The organism is Mycobacterium sp. ACS4054, assembly GCF_001667275.1.
GTDB lineage: Bacteria > Actinomycetota > Actinomycetes > Mycobacteriales > Mycobacteriaceae > Mycobacterium.
On record NZ_LZHV01000057.1, the window covers coordinates 1 to 16,728 of the forward strand.

Below are 16,728 nucleotides of genomic sequence, written 5' to 3' on the forward strand. Positions count from 1 at the left end.
CGGGGGCCTCGGTGGCCGCGATCGCCTCGGGTGCGGGTTCGGGGGCGGGTTCGGGGAGTTCGACCTCCGAGATGGTGCGCCGCGGCGCGTCGCGGGGAACGGTGGCGTCGTCGCCCACGGCGGGCAGCCCCGTGGTGTCGAGCCGGTCGGCCGTCGCCGTCTGGCTGAAGGCGATGCCGGACGACGCGGTGTAGCCGCCCGACCGGTCGATCGCCCCCGGCTCCGGCTTGGCGGTGAAGCTGATCCGACGGCGGCGGTACCGCACCAGGCCAAAGGCCAGCGCGACCAGGACAGCGAGAACTATCAGGACCGCGATGGCAATCCAAAGACCTTGCGACACGCTGACATTGTTTCAAGCGGCCCGGCGCTCGCGGGGCATCGGGTGTGCGTCCTGGGCCTCGAGTGTGCGTCCCGGGCGAATAATTCGCCGTAATCCCGCCGTCAGTACACGCTGGACGCCGTCAGTTCACCTCGAGCGTTCGGACGTCTAGGAAGAAGTCGAAGCCAGCTGCTCCACCTGCTGCCCACGCATCCGCTGCGAGATGACCGCTGTGATGCCGTCGCCTTGCATGGTCACGCCGTACAGCGCGTCGGCGACCTCCATCGTCGGCTTCTGGTGCGTGATGATGATCAGCTGCGAGCGCGCCCGGAGCAGCTCGAACAGGCTGATCAGGCGCCGCAGGTTGGTGTCGTCGAGCGCGGCCTCGACCTCGTCCATGATGTAGAACGGCGACGGGCGGGCCCGGAAGATCGCCACCAGCATCGCCACCGCGGTCAGCGCCTTCTCACCGCCGGACAGCAGCGACAGCCGGGTGATCTTCTTGCCCGGCGGGCGGGCTTCCACCTCGATGCCGGTGGTGAGCATGTCGTCCGGGTCGGTCAGCCGCAGCCGGCCCTCGCCGCCGGGGAACAGCACGGTGAAGACTTCGCGGAACTCGCGCTCCACGTCGACGAAGGCGTCGCTGAACACCTGCAGGATGCGGGCGTCGACGTCGGCGACGACGTCGAGCAGGTCCTTGCGGGCCGCCTTGACGTCCTCGAGCTGAGTGGACAGGAAGTTGTAGCGCTCCTCCAGCGCGGCGAACTCCTCCAGCGCCAGCGGGTTGACCCGGCCCAGCTCGGCGAGCTCACGCTCGGCGCGTTTGGCCCGGCGTTCCTGGGTGGGCCGGTCATAGGGCATCGGTGCGGGCGCGACCACTTGCTCGCCGCGCTCGCGGGCCTGCTCGAACTCGGCCATCTCCAGCTCGGTGGGCGGCAGCGCCACGTCCGGCCCGTACTCGGCGATCAGGTCCGGCGGTGACATCCCGAACTGTTCGAGCACCATCTGCTCGAGCTGCTCGATGCGCATCGCCGCCTGCGCGTTGGCCACCTCGTCGCGGTGCAGCGAGTCGGTGAGGGTGGCCACCCTGGCGCTCAGCGCGTTCACCTCGTCGCGCACCGCCGCCATCGCGGTCGCGCGGTCCTGGCGTTCGGCCGCCAGCGCGTCGCGGATCGTCGACGCCGCCGGCGCCACCCGGTCCAGCCGCTGCGCCAGCAGCCGCCCGGCGTCGGCCACGGCCGCGGCGACGGCGGCCGCCCGCAGCCGCGCCTCGCGCGCCTGCTGGGCCCGCAGCCGGGCCTCGCGTTCCGCGGCTGCGGCCCGGCGCAACGAATCCGCCCGCCCGCGCACCGCGTTGGCCCGCTCCTCGGCGGTCCGCACGGCCAGCCGCGCCTCCACCTCGGCGCTGCGGGCGGCCTCGGCGGCGGCGGCGATCCGCTGGCGAACCTCCGCGTGGTTCGGCTCTTCGGCGTTGACGTGCTGCGTCTCCTGGGCGTTGCGCAGCCGGTTCTCCAGCTCGGTGACTTCCTCGACCGTCTGCGCGCGACCCGCTTCGAGCTCCTCGCGCTGCCGCAGCAGCCGGCTCCACTCGTCCTCGGTGGTGCGGGCCTCCTGCCCGAGCCGGCCCAGCTGCTCGTACATCGCCGAGATGGCGGTGTCGGATTCGTTGAGGGCGGCCAGCGCCTGTTCGGCGGAGTCCTGGCGGGCGGCCTGCTCGGTCAGCGCGCCGGACAGCGCCGCCGCCAGCTGGGCGACCTGCGATTCCGCGGCGGCCAGCTCGCTCCCGGCCTTGTCGATCTCCGAGGTCACCTCGAGTGTGGAGAGCTTGCGGTCCGAGCCGCCGCTCACCCAGCCGGCACCCACCAGGTCACCGTCGAGGGTGACGGCACGCAGCTGGGGGCGCGCGGCCACCAACTCGAGCGCCTGATCCAGGTCGTCGACCACCGCGACGCCCGACAGCATCGCCGTGATGGCGCCGCGCAGCCGCGCGGGCGCGTCGATCAGATCCAGCGCCCAGCGGGCGGTGCCGGGCAGGGCGTCCCGCGCGCCGGCCTCGTCGGCGGGCCAGTCGCCGAGCACCAGCGCGGCGCGGCCCCCGTCGGCCCGCTTGAGCGCGGCGACCGCGGAGCGGGCCGCGCCGAAGCTTTCGGCGGCCAGCGCGCCGGCCGCCGATCCCAGCACCGCGGCCAGCGCCGCCTCGTAGCCGGAACGCACCTTGACCAGCTTGGCGATCGGCCCGAAAAGGCCTGTGCCGGCGTGGTTTTGGGTGAGCCAGGCCGCGCCGTCCTTGCGTTCCAGCCCGACCGATAGCGCGTCGATGCGGGCCCGCAGCGAGGCCACCCGGCGCTCGGCGTCCCGCTCGGCGGCTTGCAGTTCGGCGACGCGTTCGTCGGCCAATCGCAACGCGGCCACGGTCCGCTCGTGGTGCTCGTCCAGGCCCACCTCGCCCTGGTCGAGCTCGCCGACGCGTCCCTGCACGGTCTCGAACTCCGCCTTGGACTGTTGCGCGCGGGCCGCGGCCTGCTCGATGCGTTCGGACAGCCGCGCGACGCTGTCGTCGATGGACTCGACGCGCGCCCGCATGGTCTCCACCTGGCCGGCGAGCCTGGCCAGGCCCTCGCGCCGGTCCGCCTCGGCCCGCACGGCGGCCAGGTGCGCCCGGTCGGCCTCGGCGGCTTCGCGTTCGCGCTCGCCCAGCTCGGCGCGGGCGGCGTCCAACCGCGTGCGCGCCTCGGCCAGTTCGGCCAGCAATTGCCGCTCGGCGACCGCGACCCGCTCGGCCTCGGCCTCCAACGCGTCGGGGTCGGTGTCACTGGGCGGCGCCGGCTCGACGTCCAGATGCTGCGCGCGCTCGCTGGCGATGCGCACCGTCGCGGCCACCCGCTCGGCCAGGGCGGACAGCCCGAACCAGGTGTGCTGCACCGATTCCGCGCGGGTCGACAGCTCGGCGACGGCCGCCTCGTGGGCGGTGAGCTCCTCCGAGGCCACGGCCAGGCGGGCGGCGGCCTCGTCGTGCTCGCGGCGGATGGCGGCCTCGGCCTCGAAGATGGCGTCGCGCTCGGTCTGGCGGTTGACCAGGTCGTCGGCGGCCAGGCGCAGCCGGGCGTCGCGCAGGTCGGCCTGGATGGTCTGGGCGCGGCGGGCCACTTCGGCCTGGCGGCCCAGCGGTTTGAGCTGGCGGCGCAGCTCGGTGGTCAGGTCGGTGAGCCGCGCGAGGTTGGCCGACATCGCGTCGAGCTTGCGCAGCGCCTTTTCCTTGCGCTTGCGGTGCTTGAGCACCCCGGCGGCCTCTTCGATGAAGGCGCGACGGTCCTCGGGCCGCGACTGCAGGATCTCGTCGAGCTTGCCCTGCCCGACGATGACGTGCATCTCCCGGCCGATGCCCGAGTCGCTGAGCAGCTCTTGCACGTCCATCAAACGGCAACTGGCGCCGTTGATTTCGTATTCGCTCGCGCCGTCGCGGAACATCCGGCGGGTGATCGACACCTCGGAGTATTCGATCGGCAGCGCGTTGTCGGAGTTGTCGATGGTGACGGTGACCTCGGCGCGGCCCAGCGGGGCGCGGGACGAGGTGCCGGCGAAGATGACGTCTTCCATCTTGCCGCCGCGCAGCGTCTTCGCCCCCTGCTCCCCCATCACCCAGGCCAGGGCGTCGACCACGTTGGACTTGCCCGAGCCGTTGGGCCCGACGACCGCGGTGATGCCCGGCTCGAAGCGCAGAGTCGTCGGCGAAGCGAAGGACTTGAAGCCCTTCAGCGTCAGACTCTTGAGGTACACGGCGAGCCAGACTACCGCCCAAATCGCCCGCGTCCCCCGCACCGAGGGGTGTCGGGAGGCGCGAAATACGGCCGTTGTGTACACCTTGCCGCACTGGCCACAATGGCCACATCAGTCACGACTCCGGCGGGGGCTTCAGCGCTCGACGAACCCCTCGAAGCCGTCCTGCGGCTGCGACCAGTCGGCGACCACCTTGTCGACGTGGCCCGGCCTGGGCGGCCAGGCCTCGCCGCCCTGCAGCAGCGCCAGCAGTTTCTCGCCGGCCCCGCGCGGCCCCTGCGCCACCACCAACACGCGGCCGTCGGCCTGGTTGGCCGCGTAGCCGGTAAGCCCCAGCTCCAGCGCCCGGCTGCGCGTCCACCAGCGGAAGCCGACGCCCTGCACCTGCCCGTGCACCCAGGCGGTGAGCCGGACGTCAGGATCCGACATCGGCGACCTCGAACTTGACCTGCGTGCCGGCCTTCAGCGTGCGCCCGACGGTGCAGACGGCGTCGATCGCCCGGTCGACCACCACCAGCAGCCGCTCCTTGTCCTGTTCGGACAGCCCGGACAGGTCGAGCTCGAGCGTCTCTTCCAGCAGCGGGTAGACCTCGCGCTCGCGGTCGGCGGCGCCCGACACCCTGACCACCGCCTTGTAGTCGTCGCCCAGCCGGCGGGCCAGCGGCTGATCGCTGGACATCCCGCTGCACGCGGCGAGCGCGATCTTCAGCAGCTCGCCGGGGGTGAACACGCCCTCGACGTCCTCCGAGCCGACGAGCACCTGCGCACCGCGCGAGCTATGTCCGGTGTAACGGCGCGATCCCGTGCGCTCAACCCACAGTTCGGTCATGTCCTACTTTTTACCGGGCCGCGCGCCTCGTCCCCCGCCGAGTGTGCGGCCAAGCGTTTCAGCGGACGATCAACGACAGCAGCTTCTTACCGAAAGAGATTGCGGCCGAATTGTTTTCGCTTACGACAACCACCCGCGGGCCGACCCGTTGCCGCAGCTCACGCTCGAAGACGTCCCGCAGGGTCGACGACGCGGCCGGACACCCGTCGCAGGCGCCGACCATCCGCACCGTCACGGTGTGGCCGGCCACCGAGACCAGCTCGATCGACCCGCCGTGCGACGCGGCAAGCGCGCCCACGGGCCCGGCAAGCAGTTCCGCGGCAACGGTTTCCAGATCGGGGCCGGACGACTCGTCGACCGTCCAAGCGCCCGGTTCCCCCAGCGCGTCGCCGAGCGCCTCGCGGACGTCGTCGCCGAGTTCGCGCCAGCTGCCGCCGGCTCCGAGCGTGATCAGGACGTCGCCGGCGCCGACCACGACCTCGGCCAGCGTCCCGGCGTCCAGCAGGGCGCCGAGCCTGCCGGGGGCGTGCCGAACGGTGCCGCGCGCCGGGAGTCGATCGGGCGGGACCACCCAGCGCAGCCGGCGCGGGTCCGCGGTGGCGGTTGCGTGGATCGGGATCATGCGCCCACCCCGACCGCGATCGAGCGGGCCGCGAACGCCATCGTCCAGGCGAGCACGAACATGTAGCACCAGGCGAACGCGGGCCATCGCCACGAGTTGGTCTCGCGGCGCATCACCGCGACGGTCGACATGCATTGCAGCGCGAAGATGAAGTACACCATCAACGCGATGACGGTCGGCGCGGTGAACACCTTGTGGCCGTCGTCGGCGCTCATGGTGACCAAGGCCTCGTGCGGATCGTCCGGGTTCGTCGCCGCCGACACCTGACCGAGGGTTGAGACGAAGACCTCGCGCGCCGAGAACGAGCCGAGCAGGGCGACGTTGATGCGCCAATCGAAGCCGAGCGGTGAGAACACCGGCCCGATCGCCTTCCCGACGTCCGCGGCGTAGCTGTGGTCCATGACGTAGGCGGTGGTCTCCGTCGGCGTCATGCTCGCGGTTTCGGATTGGCGCGCCGGAAGATTCAGCAGCACCCACAGCACCACTGAGGTGCCCAGGATGATGGTTCCGGCCTTGCGCAGAAACACCTTGGCCGAATCCCACATGGTGATCAGCACGTTCTTGGGCGACGGGAAGCGGTACGGCGGTAGCTCCATCGTGAACGGGAGCAGATCGCTGCGCAGGATCGTCGACTTGAACAACGACGCGGCGATCAGCGCCGAGGTGCCGCCGCACAGGTACAGCAGGAACATCGCGACGCCCTGCGCGCTGAAGCCCCACCACTGGGTCTGCGGCGAAACCAGCAGCCCCACCAGCAGGGTGAACACCGGAAGGCGGGCGGAGCAGGTCATCAACGGTGCCGTGATGATGGTGGCGATCCGATCGCGCGACGACGGCAGGGTCCGGGTGGCCATGATCCCCGGGATGGCGCACGCGAACGACGACAGCATCGCGACGAACGCGCGGCCCTCCAGGCCCGTCGCGGCCATCACGCGATCCATCAAGAACGCCGCCCGCGCCATGTAGCCGATGTTTTCCAGCAGCGCGATCAGCAGGAACAACAACACGATCTGCGGGATGAACTGGAGCACCGTCCCCACGCCGCCGATGAGGCCCTGGCCGAGCAGACCGCGCACGACGTAGTTGCCGACGTGATCGCTGACGAGCGCGCCGAGCCAGCCCAGCCCTTGGCTCACGCGGTCCTGCAGCGGCGCGGCCACGGTGAAGACGACCTGGAAGAAGCAGAACATCACCGCGAAGAAGATGATGGTCCCCCACAGCGGGTGCAGCACGATCGCGTCGATGCCGCGTGTCCGCTTATCCGGTTGTGGCGCAACATATTTGGCCGCGCCTAACACCGATTTGCCCCAGGCGTCGATGGCGTCGTTGCCGCCCGGGGGCAGGATCGGGGGCCGCTGCCAGGCGTCGAAGGACGCCAGCTGGGCGCGCAGGGTGTCGATGCCCCCGCCGCGGTGCGCGATCACCGGGATCACCGGAATGCCCAGCGCCGTCGACAACGCGTCGACGTCGATGCCGCCGCCGCGCGCGGTCAACTCGTCGGTCATGGTCAGCGCCAAGAGGCACGGAACGTCGAGCCGCATCACCTGGGCCACGAGCGTGATCGAGCGGTGCAGGGTGGTGGCGTCGGCCACCAGGACGATCGCGTCGGGACGGCCGGCGTCGGCGAAGTTGCCGGCCAGCAGGTCGGCCACCACCTGTTCGTCCGGGCTGATGGGCTCCAGGCTGTAGGTGCCGGGCAGGTCCTCGACCGCGATCTCGGCGCCGTCCACCTTCGTGACGCCGACCCGGCGCCCGACGGTGACGCCCGGGTAGTTGCCCGTCTTGGCGCGCAGCCCGGTGAGGTGGTTGAACACCGAGGTCTTGCCCGCATTGGGGCTGCCCACCAGCGCGACCCGCGCCGCACCGACCACCGCGACGGCGGCGCCTTCCTCGTGGCAGGACGTCATGCGACGCTCCCCGGATCGACCTGGATGAGCCGCGCCTCGCGGCGGCGCAGGCACAATTCGGTGTCCTGAACGCGGTAGATGGTCGGGTCGCCCATCGGGGCGCGCCGAATGACCTCGACGTCGGACGACGGACGGAAGCCCAGCTGGCGCAATCGCCCCGCGACCACGGGGGATGCGGCCGGCGCCACGCCCACGATGGTCGCCCGCTGGCCCGGCGTGAGGTTGGCCAGCACGGTTGGAGAACCCGATCGCCGCACTAGCCGACCCGACTCCACGCGTACACCATGTCGACCAGGATAACGATGCCAGGTGAGGATAACCTCACCTTTCTTGCAAACGGTGCCGAGCCGCCGCGTCGCGCACACCCGTCAAAGCCCTGTGCACGCTCAAAGCCGCGGCCGTGGCTGGCATTTCGGGCAATAGAACGACGACCGGTTCATGAACTTCTCCCGGCGTATCACGGCGCCGCAGCGCCGGCAGTTCTGCCCGTCGCGGCCGTAGGCATTCAGCGACCGGTCGAAGTACCCCGATTCGCCGTTGACGTTGATGTAGAGCGAGTCGAACGAGGTCCCGCCCTGCGCCAGCGCGTCGCGCATCACGTCGGCCGCGGCGGCCAGGACCTCCCCCAGCCGCCGGCGGCTCAGCGAGGCCGCTATCCGAGCACCGTTGACCTTGGCCCGCCACAGCGCCTCGTCGGCATAGATGTTGCCGATACCCGACACCACCGTTTGATCGAGAAGCTGCCGCTTGATCTCGGAATGCTTGCGCCGCAGCACATCCACCACGGCGTCGCGGTCGAACAGCGGGTCGAGCGGGTCGCGCGCGAGGTGCGCGACGGGCGCCGGCACGACGCTGCCGTCCACGCTCACCAGATCGGCGAGCATCCAGCCGCCGAAGGTGCGTTGGTCGGCGAAGCTCAGCACGGTCCCGTCGTCGAGCAGCGCGGAGATGCGCACGTGGTCGGCGCGCGGCACCGTCCCGAGCAGCATCTGCCCGCTCATGCCCAGGTGCACGACGAGGGCGGTGTCCGGATCGCCCGGGCCGTCCAGCAGCAGCCACAGGTACTTGCCGCGCCGATCGGTGCCGGTGATCTTGGCATCGAGCAGCCGGGCGGTGAGGTCGGCGGGCCCGGCCTCGTGCCGGCGCACCGCGCGGGGGTGGTGCACCCGCACGGCGGTGATGGTTTTGCCCACGACGCGGCCCTGCAAGCCGCGGCGCACCACCTCGACTTCGGGGAGCTCGGGCATTCAGTGATGATCGCAAGCGCGGCGCAGCCGGGCGCAGCGGGTCATCACCATCGATCTAGTTGCCAGGAACGGCGGTGTCCAGCACGTCCAGGGCCTTCCACGTCGCGGCGGCGGCCTTCTGCTCGGCCTCCTTCTTGGAGCGCCCCACCCCGGACCCATACTCGGTGTCCATCACGACGACGACCGCGGTGAACTCCTTGTCGTGGTCAGGGCCGGTGGAGGTGACGACGTAGGACGGCGCGCCCATCCCGCGCGCCGCCGTCAGCTCTTGCAGGCTGGTCTTCCAGTCCAGGCCGGCCCCCAGGGTCGGCGCGGCGTCCAGCAGCGGGCCGAAGATCCGCAGGATCACTTCGCGGGCCGTGTCGATCCCGTGCTGCAGGTAGATGGCGCCGAGCAGGGATTCCATGCCGTCGGCCAGGATGCTCGACTTGTCGGCGCCACCGGTGTTGGCCTCCCCGCGCCCCAAGAACAGGTGGGCGCCCAGCCCGTCGGCGGACAGCTTGCGTGCGACGTCGGCCAGCGCCTGGGTGTTGACCACGCTCGCCCGCAGCTTGGCCAGGTCACCTTCGGAACGTTCCGGATGCCGGTGGTAAAGCTCGTCGGTGACGGTCAGGCCCAGCACGGCGTCGCCGAGAAACTCCAGCCGTTCGTTGGTCGGCAGCCCGCCGTGCTCGTAGGCGTAACTGCGGTGCGTCAGCGCCAGCGAGAGCAACTCGTCGGGCAGCTCCACGCCCAGCGCGTCGAGCAGGTCCTGGTGCGACGTCATCGGTCACCCCGCGACGCGTCCGGCTCGGGAAACATGCCGGCCAGCTTGGCCCACCGCGGGTCGACGCGCTCGTGCTGATGACCCGGCTCGGCCGCCAGCGCCACCCCGCATTCGGGGCACAGGCCGGGGCAATCGTCGGTGCACACCGGCGAAAACGGCAGCTCCAACCCCACGGCGTCGACGATCGACTGCTCGAGGTCGATGGTGTCGTCGACGATGTGACCGACCTCGTCCTCCTCGGTGGTCGCCTCCGTCGTGCTGTCGGGATAGGCGAACAATTCGGTCAACCGGACCTGCACGCGGCCGTCGACCGGCGTCAGGCAACGGGAGCATTCGCCGACAGTGGGCGCGTCGACCGTGCCGGTCACCAACACGCCTTCGGAAACGGACTGGACCTGCAGGTCCAGCTCCAACGGCGCGCCCGCCTCGATCGCGATCATGTCCAGGCCGATGCGCGACGGGCTGGGCACGGTTTTTCGCAGGGTCACCATCGCGCCAGGCCGCCGCCCGAGGCGGGTGATGTCAATCGTCATCGCCGAGCTCGAATGGCGCTGCGAGGTGGTGCCGTGCTGCCGCGTCATAGGGGAAATCCTACGGCGCGAACCGCATATTTCCAGGGCGCGGCCGCCCGGTCGACGGGCTAGCGCACCGCGTAGTCGTGCGTGCCGGCCGCCGTCCGGAGCTGGTGACGGCCGCGCCCGACGGAGCGCAGCGTGCCGTTGAGGAATTCCTCGAACTCGGCAAGCTTGTTGTCGACGTAGATGTCGCATTCGCCGCGCAGCCGGTCGGCCTCCGCGTGCGCCGAGTCGATGAGGCGGGTGGCCTCGGCGTTGGCGGCCTCCACCACGCTGTTCTGCGACACCAGCCGCTGCTGCTCTTTAATGCCCTCTTGCACGGCCTTCTCGTAGGAGATGTTGCCGTTCTCGAGCAGCCGGTCGGCTTCGGCCTGGGCGCGGCCCACGCTGGCCTCGTACTCGCGTTTCGCCGCCGTGGCGATGCGCATCGCCTCCTCGCGGGCCTCGCCGACCATCCGCTCGCTGTGCTGGCGCGCCTCGCTCACCATGCGGTCGGCCTGCGATTTTGCGTCGGACAGCAGCCGGTCGGCCTCCGCGCGGGCGTGGTTGAGCATCGACTCCGACTCGGTCGTCGCCGAGGAAACCATGGATTCGGCGTGCGACTTGGCGTCCTGCAGCATCGAGTCACGGGCATCGAGCACATCCTGGGCGTCGTCCAGCTCCCCGGGGATCGCGTCCTTGATGTCGTCGATCAGTTCCAGCACGTCACCACGGGGCACCACGCAGCCCGCCGTCATGGGGACGCCGCGTGCTTCTTCAACGATGGCGCTCAACTCGTCGAGCGCTTCAAAGACTCGGTACACGGCCACTTCCTCCTGGCGTCTGCATAAAAACTGTTGTTACCAGTGTGCCTGGTGTTGCCTTTGTGACAGCGGTGGCGACGCCGGTGTGTCGGACATTCGCCCGACCCGGGCCCCGGTCGCCGGCCGCCGCCGCCACCGCGCGGCAAAGCGGGTTGCGTGGCAAACGGAACACGACACCGATTGTTCCAGCACTTCTGCGGCGGCACTCACGCAGGCGGTGGGGCGAATATCGGGCCGGCGATATCGGGGGGCCGAAATTCGCATCGGTATAGGGTGACGCGGTGAACACGGACCGCGATGGCGGCGGCGCGCCGACGCTTTATATATTTCCGCACGCCGGCGGATCGGCGACCTATTACGTTCCGTTCGCCAGGGCGTTCTCCGCGGATATCAAGCGCATTGCGGTCCAATACCCCGGGCGGGAAAAGGGACTGACGCAGCTCCCGAGCATTCCCGCGCTGGCCGACGAAATCTATTCGATGATGGCGCCTTCCGCTCCGGCGAATGCGCCGGTGACCTTTTTCGGCCACAGCATGGGCGGCCTGTTGGCCTTCGAGGTCGCGCTGAGGTTTCAAGCCGCCGGGCAACCGATCGCCGCCCTGTTCATCTCGTCGAGCGCGGCCCCGGGTCACATCCGCTACAAGGAACTGCAGGGATCGGACCGCGACATCCTCAAGGTCGTCGCCCAGGTGACCGACACCAATCCCGAGCTGCTGGCCAACGACGAATTCGCCCTGACGATCCTGCCCACGCTGCAAAGCGTCCGGGCGATCGCGGGCTACACCCATCCGCCGGAGGTCACGGTGTCGTGCCCGATCTACGGGTTCGTCGGAGACAACGACATCATCGTGGCCGAGGACAACATGCGGGCGTGGTCCGATCGCACCACCGACGATTTCGGTCTCCGCGTGTTCCCCGGCGACCACTTCTACCTGTGCAACCATTTGCCAGAACTGGTGAAGGACATCGAGGAGAAGGTCCTCGATCGTTGCTCCACGAGTTAGCTGTCGCGCCGACGCCGACCAGTTGGCCGATGCGATCGACGAGGCGCGACCACCCCGATCGGCTATTTGCCACGAATCCCTTCCAAGAGCGCACGCGGCGCGCGGGGCCCGGCGCCGGACAGCCGCCGGCCGTGCGGGATCCCGTTCGACGCGTGGCCGGACCGCCGGGATCGCCATGGGCCAGGGCCGCCGGAAAGGCGCGCCCGTACCAGAACCGACCGGGAGACGTCGCGCGGTGCAAAGCCCGCGCCCGGCCCCCGACCTGCCACTATTCGTCACTCGTATAACAGCCGCACCACTAGCCACGCGCCCGTACTACCTATATACGGTGCAAGATCGACGGTCCGCGCCATGCCCCAGGGGACCGGGCGTGGCACGAGCGGCACTGTGGGCTACATCTCGTTTTGATTTTGTAAATCGGAAGTCGCCACCCGCAAAGAATGCTTAGGTTGCTTCACGAGAGTGGTTGTCGGTAACCGGGGAAGCCGCTCGACGCGCGGCACGCACGTTGCGTGCGGGCACCCAACGGCGTCAGCGCACGGGAAGGTAAGCAAATGCCGGTGACCGACATCTCCATTCCTGCGTTGCTGCAGGACCGGGCCGAGCACCGGCCCGACGCGACGGCGTTCACGTTCATCGACTACGAGCAGGACCCTAGCGGGTTTGCTGAACACCTGACCTGGGCGCAGGTTCACCGCCGCGCTCGCATCGTTGCTGAGGAGCTGGCGCTTTGCGGCTCCCCCGGTGATCGGGTGGCGATATCGGCGCCCCAGGGCCTGGAGTACGTGGCCGCCTTCTTCGGGGCGCTGCAGGCGGGCTTCATCGCGGTTCCGCTCTCGACGCCGCTCTACGGCGTGCACGACGAGCGGATCTCCTCCGTGCTGCGCGACTGCAACCCGGTCGCCATCCTCACCACGTCGGCGGTCGTCAGCGACGTCAACAAGTACGCCTGCGGCCAGGACGGCCACCCCGCGCCGTTGGTCATCGAAGTCGACCTGCTCGACCTCGATTCGCCCCGCGAATTCCCGCCCGCTCGGCGATTCTCCTCGGGTGCCGGTTATCTGCAGTACACCTCCGGGTCCACGCGCACGCCGGCCGGCGTGATCGTGTCGCACGACAACGTCGTCACCAACGTGTCGCAATGCATGTACGCCTTTTTCGGTGAGCCGGACCAACTCCCCGACAATTTGTCCTTGGTGTCGTGGCTGCCGCTGTTCCACGACATGGGCCTGATCCTGGGCGTCTGCGCCCCGCTGGTGACCAATCGCAGCGCGGTATTGATGAGCCCGATGGCGTTCCTGCAACGCCCGGCCCGCTGGATGAAAATGCTTGCCACCAACGGCCAGTGCTTTTCCGCGGCGCCGAATTTCGCGTTCGAACTGGCCGTGCGCAGGACGTCGGACGACGACATGGCGGGTCTGGACCTTGGTGACGTGCACACCATTGTCAGCGGCAGCGAACGAATTCACGTGGCAACCGTGAAGCGCTTCAGCGAACGCTTCGCCCCGTTCGGCCTGCGCCCGACGACCGTCCGCCCCTGCTACGGGCTCGCCGAGGCGACGCTGTACGTGGCCGGTCCCGAGCCCCACACCATGCTCAAGACCGTCCGTTTCGACTATGAGCACCTGACCTCCGGTCGGGCCACGCCATGCGGAACCGAGGGCACGGTGGGCACGGAGCTCATCAGCTACGGTTCGCCCGATCCGGCCGCCGTGCGAATCGTCAACCCCGAGAGCATGACCGAGAGCCCGGCGGGCACGGTCGGAGAGATCTGGGTGCGTGGCGACCACGTGGCCCTGGGGTATTGGCGCAAGCCGGAGCAGACGTCGCGGGTGTTCCACGCCGAACTGACCGATCCCGCGCCGGGATCCCCGGCTGGCCCCTGGCTGCGGACGGGCGACCTGGGCGTCATCTCCGACGGCGAATTGTTCATCATGGGCCGCATCAAGGACCTGCTCATCGTCGACGGGCGCAACCACTACCCGGACGACATCGAGGCGACCATCCAGGAGATCACCGGCGGCCGGGTCGCGGCGATATCGGTGCCCGACGACATCACCGAGCAGCTGGTGGCGATCATCGAGCTGAAGGGGCGCGGCGCGTCCGAGGAAGAGGCCCTGCTGCGGCTGCGTTCGGTGAAACGCGAAGTCACCTCGGCGATTTCGAAGTCGCACAGCGTGCGAGTCGCCGACCTCGTGCTGGTGTCACCGGGCTCGATACCGATCACCACCAGCGGCAAAGTCCGGCGTTCGGCGTGCGTCGAACGCTACCAAAGCGACGGATTCCAAAGGCTGGACGTGACGGTATGACGTCAGGCATCGGTGGCGAAGCCGACTTGCGCCACTGGTTGGTCGACTACCTGGTGACCAACATCGGCTGCACGCCCGACGAAGTCGACCCCAACCTATCGCTGGCCGACCTCGGGGTGAGCTCCCGCGAAGTGGTGGTGCTGTCCGGAGAGCTGTCAGAGTTGTTGGGCAAGAAGGTATCCCCGGTCGAATTCTGGCAGCATCCGACGATCAACGCCCTGGCCGCCTACCTCACCGCACCTGAGCCCGAGCCGGAGGCCGACGCCACACTCAAGCGCCCGGGTCGCAACTCGCTCGACGAGCCGATCGCCGTCATCGGGATGGGCTGCCGCTTCCCGGGCATATCGGGGCCCGAGGCGTTCTGGCAGTTCCTGTGCGCGCGGGGTTGCTCGATCGGCCAGGTGCCGCCGGAACGGTGGCGACCGTTCGAATCCGGCGAGCCCGACGTGGCGGCGGCGCTCGCCCGCACGACGCGGTGGGGGTCGTTCCTGCCCGACATCGACGCCTTCGACGCCGAGTTCTTCGAGATCTCCCCGAGCGAAGCGGACAAAATGGACCCCCAGCAGCGCCTGCTGCTGGAGGTGGCGTGGGAAGCGTTGGAGCACGCGGGGATTCCGCCGAGTTCCCTGCGCCGGTCGCAGACGGGCGTCTTCGCCGGCGCGTGCCTGAGCGAATACGGCGCCATCGCCTCCAACGACTTCTGCGGTGTCGACGGCTGGAGCAACACCGGCGGTGCGATGAGCATCATCGCGAACCGCCTGTCGTACTTCCTCGACCTGCGCGGCCCGTCGGTGGCGGTCGACACGGCGTGTTCGTCGTCGTTGGTCGCCATCCACCTGGCCTGCCAGAGCCTGCGGACCGAGGATTCCCACCTGGCCATCGCGGCCGGTGTGAATCTGTTGTTGTCTCCGGCGGTGTTTCGCGGCTTCGACCAGGTGGGCGCGTTGTCGCCGACGGGCAAGTGCCGCGCGTTCGACGCGGCGGCCGATGGGTTCGTGCGCGGTGAGGGCGCGGGCGTCGTGGTGCTCAAGCGGTTGACCGACGCGCAGCGCGACGGCGACCGCGTGCTCGCGGTGATCTGCGGCTCGGCGGTCAACCAGGACGGCCGCTCCAACGGCCTGATGGCCCCGAACCCGGCGGCGCAGATGGCGGTCCTGCGGGCCGCCTACAGCAACGCGGGAATGCAGCCGAGCGACGTCGACTACGTCGAAACCCACGGAACCGGAACGCTATTGGGCGATCCCATCGAAGCGCGCGCCCTCGGCACGGTGCTCGGTCGGGGGCGCGCCGAGGATGCCCCCCTGCTCATCGGCGCGGTCAAGACGAACCTCGGCCACACCGAGGCGGCGGCGGGCATCGCGGGTTTCATCAAGGCGGTGCTGGCGGTGCAGCGCGGCCAGATCCCGCCCAATCAGCGCTTCGAAAGCCCGAACCCGCACATCCCGTTCGACGAGTTGCGCATGAAAGTGGTTCGCAGCCAGACCAGTTGGCCGAAGCGGGCGCATCCGCGCCGGGCCGGGGTGTCCTCGTTCGGGTTCGGCGGGACGAACGCGCACGTGGTGATCGAGCAGGGTCAGGACATCGCCCCAAGCGCTCCCGCCGATCCCGCGGGTGGGGTGTCGACGTTGGTGGTGTCGGGTAAGACGGCGCAGCGGGTGGCGGCCACGGCGGTGGTGTTGGCCGAGTGGATGGACGGTGCCGGGGCCGGGGTGGGGCTGGCCGAGGTGGCCCACACGCTTAATCATCACCGCTCGCGGGCGGCGCGTTTTGGCACGGTGGTGGCCCGGGATCGGGACGCGGCGGTGGCCGGGTTGCGGGCGCTGGCCGCCGGCCAGCACGCCCCGGGGGTGGTGGCCCCGGCCGAGAACGTCGGCCCGGGGACGGTGTTTGTGTATTCCGGTCGCGGTTCGCAGTGGGCCGGCATGGGCCGGCGCCTGTTGGCCGAGGAACCCGCGTTTGCTGCCGCGCTGGCCGAGCTGGACCCCGATTTCGTGGCCCAGGCCGGGTTTTCGCTGCACGAGGTGATCGCCACCGGCACCGAGCTGGTCGGTATCGAGCAGATCCAGCTCGGGGTGTTCGGCATGCAGCTGGCGCTGAGCGCGCTGTGGCGCTCCTATGGCATCACCCCCGATCTGGTCATCGGCCACTCGATGGGCGAAGTCGCCGCCGCCGTGGACGCCGGCGCCCTGACCCCCGCCCAGGGCCTGCGCGTGACCGCCACCCGTTCGGCGCTGATGGCCCCGCTGTCCGGCCAGGGCGCCATGGCCCTGCTCGAACTCGACGCCGCCGCCACCGAGGACCTCATCGCCGCCCACCCCCAGGTCACCCTGGGCATCTACAACTCCCCCCGCCAAACCGTGATCGCCGGGCCCACCGCCCACATCGAGGCACTCATCACCACCGTGCGCGCCCAGAACCGGTTCGCCAGCCGGGTCAACATCGAAGTCGCCCCGCACAACCCGGCCATGGACCCCCTGCAACCTGTGATGCGCGCACAACTGGCCGACCTGACCCCCCAACCCCCCACCCCCACCCAAGAACCCCCCACCAGAAAAGAAAGATATGGGTTT

13 protein-coding genes and 1 pseudogene are annotated in these 16,728 nt (G+C 69.8%); 3 read left to right on the top strand and 11 right to left on the bottom strand.

Features of this window, described 5'->3' with window-relative positions; all coding sequences use genetic code 11:
* From A5730_RS16375 to sepIVA, 11 genes and pseudogenes are all read right to left on the bottom strand, one after another.
* Positions 1 to 340 (bottom strand): annotated as a pseudogene (locus A5730_RS16375) (signal recognition particle-docking protein FtsY); the annotation flags it as partial.
* Between the two features lie 147 nt (positions 341 to 487).
* Positions 488 to 4,096, bottom strand: coding sequence for a chromosome segregation protein SMC (gene smc / locus A5730_RS16380; protein ID WP_067902441.1), 3,609 nt, complete (start codon positions 4,094 to 4,096; stop codon positions 488 to 490).
* A 135-nt stretch (positions 4,097 to 4,231) separates the two neighbouring features.
* Positions 4,232 to 4,525: an acylphosphatase gene (locus tag A5730_RS16385; RefSeq protein ID WP_067902444.1), complete on the bottom strand. Its 294-nt coding sequence runs from the start codon at positions 4,523 to 4,525 to the stop codon at positions 4,232 to 4,234.
* Complete coding sequence (locus A5730_RS16390; protein WP_067902446.1) at positions 4,512 to 4,925, bottom strand: OsmC family protein; 414 nt, start codon at positions 4,923 to 4,925, stop codon at positions 4,512 to 4,514. Before A5730_RS16390 ends, A5730_RS16385 begins: the two co-directional genes overlap by 14 nt.
* Positions 4,926 to 4,983: 58 nt before the next feature.
* Positions 4,984 to 5,547, bottom strand: coding sequence for a NifU family protein (locus tag A5730_RS16395; protein WP_067902451.1), 564 nt, complete (start codon positions 5,545 to 5,547; stop codon positions 4,984 to 4,986).
* Positions 5,544 to 7,454: a ferrous iron transporter B gene (locus tag A5730_RS16400; protein ID WP_067902454.1), complete on the bottom strand. Its 1,911-nt coding sequence runs from the start codon at positions 7,452 to 7,454 to the stop codon at positions 5,544 to 5,546. Before A5730_RS16400 ends, A5730_RS16395 begins: the two co-directional genes overlap by 4 nt.
* Positions 7,451 to 7,687 (bottom strand): FeoA family protein, encoded by a 237-nt coding sequence (locus A5730_RS16405; RefSeq protein WP_067902459.1) that lies wholly within the window; start codon positions 7,685 to 7,687, stop codon positions 7,451 to 7,453. Before A5730_RS16405 ends, A5730_RS16400 begins: the two co-directional genes overlap by 4 nt.
* 153 nt (positions 7,688 to 7,840) lie before the next feature.
* Positions 7,841 to 8,701, bottom strand: a complete 861-nt coding sequence (gene mutM / locus A5730_RS16410) for a DNA-formamidopyrimidine glycosylase (protein ID WP_067902462.1) — start codon at positions 8,699 to 8,701, stop codon at positions 7,841 to 7,843.
* A gap of 55 nt (positions 8,702 to 8,756) precedes the next feature.
* The gene (rnc, locus tag A5730_RS16415) at positions 8,757 to 9,467 is read right to left on the bottom strand and encodes a ribonuclease III (protein WP_067902465.1); all 711 of its coding nucleotides are present in this window, start codon (positions 9,465 to 9,467) and stop codon (positions 8,757 to 8,759) included.
* A complete protein-coding gene (locus A5730_RS16420) occupies positions 9,464 to 10,048 on the bottom strand; it encodes a DUF177 domain-containing protein (protein ID WP_197506278.1) in 585 nt (194 codons plus the stop codon). Before A5730_RS16420 ends, rnc begins: the two co-directional genes overlap by 4 nt.
* Positions 10,049 to 10,107: 59 nt before the next feature.
* Complete coding sequence (sepIVA, locus tag A5730_RS16425; RefSeq protein ID WP_055405516.1) at positions 10,108 to 10,845, bottom strand: cell division protein SepIVA; 738 nt, start codon at positions 10,843 to 10,845, stop codon at positions 10,108 to 10,110.
* Between the two features lie 281 nt (positions 10,846 to 11,126).
* Here sepIVA and A5730_RS16430 point away from each other — a divergent pair, with 281 nt between their 5' ends.
* The 3 genes from A5730_RS16430 to A5730_RS16440 form a co-directional block, all read left to right on the top strand.
* Positions 11,127 to 11,849, top strand: coding sequence for a thioesterase II family protein (locus A5730_RS16430; RefSeq protein ID WP_067902467.1), 723 nt, complete (start codon positions 11,127 to 11,129; stop codon positions 11,847 to 11,849).
* A gap of 554 nt (positions 11,850 to 12,403) precedes the next feature.
* Positions 12,404 to 14,158 (top strand): long-chain-fatty-acid--AMP ligase FAAL26/FadD26, encoded by a 1,755-nt coding sequence (gene fadD26, locus A5730_RS16435; protein WP_067902469.1) that lies wholly within the window; start codon positions 12,404 to 12,406, stop codon positions 14,156 to 14,158.
* A partial coding sequence (locus A5730_RS16440; protein WP_082946866.1) for a type I polyketide synthase occupies positions 14,155 to 16,728 on the top strand: 2,574 nt, incomplete at its 3' end. The genes fadD26 and A5730_RS16440, both read left to right, overlap by 4 nt.

Bases quoted from the DNA above. Each gene is read 5' to 3' on its own strand.
- A5730_RS16420 (WP_197506278.1), bottom strand. From the start codon at position 10,048: ATGACGCGGCAGCACGGCACCACCTCGCAGCGCCATTCGAGCTCGGCG.
- fadD26 (WP_067902469.1), top strand. From the start codon at position 12,404: ATGCCGGTGACCGACATCTCCATTCCTGCGTTGCTGCAGGACCGGGCC.
- rnc (WP_067902465.1), bottom strand. From the start codon at position 9,467: ATGACGTCGCACCAGGACCTGCTCGACGCGCTGGGCGTGGAGCTGCCC.
- mutM (WP_067902462.1), bottom strand. From the start codon at position 8,701: ATGCCCGAGCTCCCCGAAGTCGAGGTGGTGCGCCGCGGCTTGCAGGGC.
- A5730_RS16385 (WP_067902444.1), bottom strand. From the start codon at position 4,525: ATGTCGGATCCTGACGTCCGGCTCACCGCCTGGGTGCACGGGCAGGTG.
- A5730_RS16395 (WP_067902451.1), bottom strand. From the start codon at position 5,547: ATGATCCCGATCCACGCAACCGCCACCGCGGACCCGCGCCGGCTGCGC.
- A5730_RS16400 (WP_067902454.1), bottom strand. From the start codon at position 7,454: ATGACGTCCTGCCACGAGGAAGGCGCCGCCGTCGCGGTGGTCGGTGCG.
- A5730_RS16390 (WP_067902446.1), bottom strand. From the start codon at position 4,925: ATGACCGAACTGTGGGTTGAGCGCACGGGATCGCGCCGTTACACCGGA.